The 2,868-nt window shown below is 38.8% G+C and carries 3 protein-coding genes; all 3 read left to right on the forward strand.

The genetic code is table 11. The features are described 5' to 3' along the window. Window positions 1–167 precede the first annotated feature (167 nt). Window positions 168–905 carry a (Fe-S)-binding protein gene (locus tag AC1DTM_RS21635; protein ID WP_002158996.1) on the forward strand — a complete coding sequence of 246 codons (738 nt, stop codon included), beginning with the start codon at window positions 168–170 and terminating at the stop codon, window positions 903–905. Between the two features lie 2 nt (window positions 906–907). Then, a complete protein-coding gene (locus AC1DTM_RS21640; RefSeq protein WP_016104090.1) occupies window positions 908–2,338 on the forward strand; it encodes a LutB/LldF family L-lactate oxidation iron-sulfur protein in 1,431 nt (476 codons plus the stop codon). Then, window positions 2,319–2,868: LutC/YkgG family protein (locus tag AC1DTM_RS21645; protein ID WP_477000843.1), on the forward strand; the 550-nt coding region annotated here is incomplete at its 3' end. The genes AC1DTM_RS21640 and AC1DTM_RS21645, both read left to right, overlap by 20 nt.

A 2,868-nucleotide genomic window follows, 5' to 3' on the forward strand; every position in this document is an offset into this window, starting at 1 on the left:
TTTTAGGAACAATGCATTTTTTAAGTTGATGGCTATGCTCAAATTTGAGAGTCTTTTTTTTGCTATTTCTATTCATATTTTTTTGTTTTTTACCAATAATATACAGATAAGGTGAATTTGTTTATAAAGCTACTTGAGCTTACTTTACTGTATTTAGGGGTGCAAATATGAAAGTATCAATATTTATTACTTGTGTTGCAGATGTTTTTTATCCAGAAGTAGGAAGAGATGTTGTGGAAATTCTTGAAGATTTAGGGTGTGAAGTGGATTTTCCTAAAACTCAAACTTGCTGCGGACAACCAGCTTATAATAGCGGGTATGTTAAAGAAACAAAAACAGCTGCAAAACATATGATTGAAGCCTTTGCTAGTTCAGAATATGTTGTGGCACCATCGGGCTCTTGCGCTATGATGGTTCACGAGTTTTCTAGCTTATTTTCTGAAAGTGAAGCGGAGTGGAAGAAAAAAGCTACTGAACTTGGAAATAAAACATATGAGTTCACACAATTTCTTGTGGAAGTATTAGGGAAAGAAGACTTAGGTGCGGAGCTTCATAAAAAAGCAACGGTTCATACATCTTGTCATATGAGCCGATTAATGGGGATTAAGGAACCACCGCAAAAATTATTAAAATGTGTAAAGGGACTGGAAGTTGTTTCACTGCCGCATAATTATGATTGCTGCGGATTTGGGGGTACATTCTCAGTGAAAATGCCAGAAATTTCTGAGCAAATGGTTGAGGAAAAAGTAAAGCATATTATGGAAACCGGTGCGGAAGTGTTAATTGGGATGGATTGTAGCTGCTTAATGAATATAAAAGGACGTTTAACACGCAATGGTTATCCAATTGATGTAAAACATATTGCTCAAGTATTAAATGAAGATCGAAAACAAGGGGGGATATAGAGATGGGAATGAAAATTGGGAACGATCCCTTTCATAAGCGTACTAAAACAGGCATTGGGGATCCATTTATGCGACAGGCTGTCAGGAAAGCGCAAGATGGTCTTAGAATCAAGAAATTAAAAGCTACTGAGAGTCTTGGAAACTGGGAAGAATGGCGAGCTTTAGGAGAAGAAATTCGAAAGCATACATTAGAAAACCTTGATTATTATTTATATGAGCTGAGTGAAAATATCGAGAAAAACGGTGGTTTTGTTTATTTCGCAAAGACTGCAGAAGACGCAAGGGAATATGTAAAAGGGATTGTAAAAAAGAAAAACGCGAAAAAAATTGTGAAATCAAAATCGATGGTAACGGAAGAAATCAGTTTAAATGAAGCGATTGAAGAAGCTGGAGCGGAAGTGTTAGAAACAGATCTTGCTGAATTTATTCTACAAGTGAACGACCACGATCCGCCGTCACATATTGTTGTTCCGTGTCTTCACAAGGATAAAGAACACATTTGTGAAATATTTAAAACAAAGTTAGATTATACGGGAACATCTGATCCGACGGAAATGGCGAGGTTTGTAAGATCGTATATACGTGATGATTTTTTTGCAGCGGATATAGGGGTGACTGGATGTAACTTTGCTGTTGCAGAGTCTGGGTCAATTTCTATCGTAGCGAACGAAGGAAATGCAAGGCTTACTACGACACTTCCGAAAACGTTGATTACAGTTATGGGGATGGAACGTATTGTTCCGACATGGGAAGAGCTTGATGTTTTAGTAACACTACTCTGCCGAAGTTCTGTAGGACAAAAGTTAACAAGTTATATTACAGGGTTAACTGAGCCTGGCGGGACAGATGGACCTGAGGAATTTCATTTAGTCATTGTTGATAATGGTCGTTCCGATATTGTAGGAACAGAATTCCAAAGTGTCCTTCAGTGCATTCGTTGCGCGGCATGTATTAATGTGTGTCCTGTATACAGGCATATTGGTGGACATGCATATGGCTCTATTTATCCAGGACCAATCGGAGCTGTGTTAACACCGCTTTTAGGGGGATATGATGAATATAAGGATTTGCCTTATGCATCTAGCCTTTGTGGTGCTTGTACAGAAGCGTGTCCAGTGAAAATCCCGTTACATGACTTATTAATTAAACACCGCAGCCGCATTGTAGAAGAAAAACAATCACCTGTAGCTTGGAACGTGGCTATGAAAGGTTTTGAAAAAGCGGTGAAGAGTCCTAGACTATTTTCTTTTGCAGCGAAGAGCGCTCCGTATGCATTAAAACCTCTCGCAAAAGGAGATAAGATTGAGCGCGGCATTGGACCGTTAAAAGCTTGGACGGACGCGAGAGATTTTCCAGTTCCGAAAAAACAACCGTTTCGAGAGTGGTTTGAAAAACACGTAAAGGAGAACGATGATGGCCATCCAAAATCGTGAGGAATTTTTACTCCAATTATCAGAAAAGCTTGGTAGAAAACGTCCAGAAGCAGTGAAGAAACCGAAATGGTCTTTTTCCCCGCAGTGGAATGTTTTTGACGGACTTTCGCAAGACGAACTTGTATTAAAGTTAATAGAGCACTGCGAAGTAATTCATACAGAAGTAAAGCGAACAACAACGGAAAATCTTGTTGAAACATTGGGGTCTTGTATAAAAGAATGGAATATCAAATCTGTTATATGTTCGAATGATGAGCGCTTTAATGAGTATGGTCTTACGCCATGTTTCAGCAATGAAGGTACAACACATTTTCGTACATGGGGATTAGATCATAAAGAAGAGGACATAGAATTTGCGAAAGCTGCCGACCTTGGCATTACGTTCAGTGATATGACTCTGGCAGAATCTGGAACCGTTGTGCTATTTAATGATGGGTTAAAAGGAAGACATGTTAGTCTGCTTCCAGAGTCATATATTGCAATCGTTCCTAAAAGTACGATTGTACCAAGATTAACCCATGCTACAAAAC

This window comes from Bacillus sp. P4_D3, assembly GCF_056401855.1.

Excerpts from the sequence above, each read along its gene's own strand:
- AC1DTM_RS21635 (WP_002158996.1), top strand. The coding sequence starts at position 168 with ATGAAAGTATCAATATTTATTACTTGTGTTGCAGATGTTTTTTATCCA.
- AC1DTM_RS21640 (WP_016104090.1), top strand. The coding sequence starts at position 908 with ATGGGAATGAAAATTGGGAACGATCCCTTTCATAAGCGTACTAAAACA.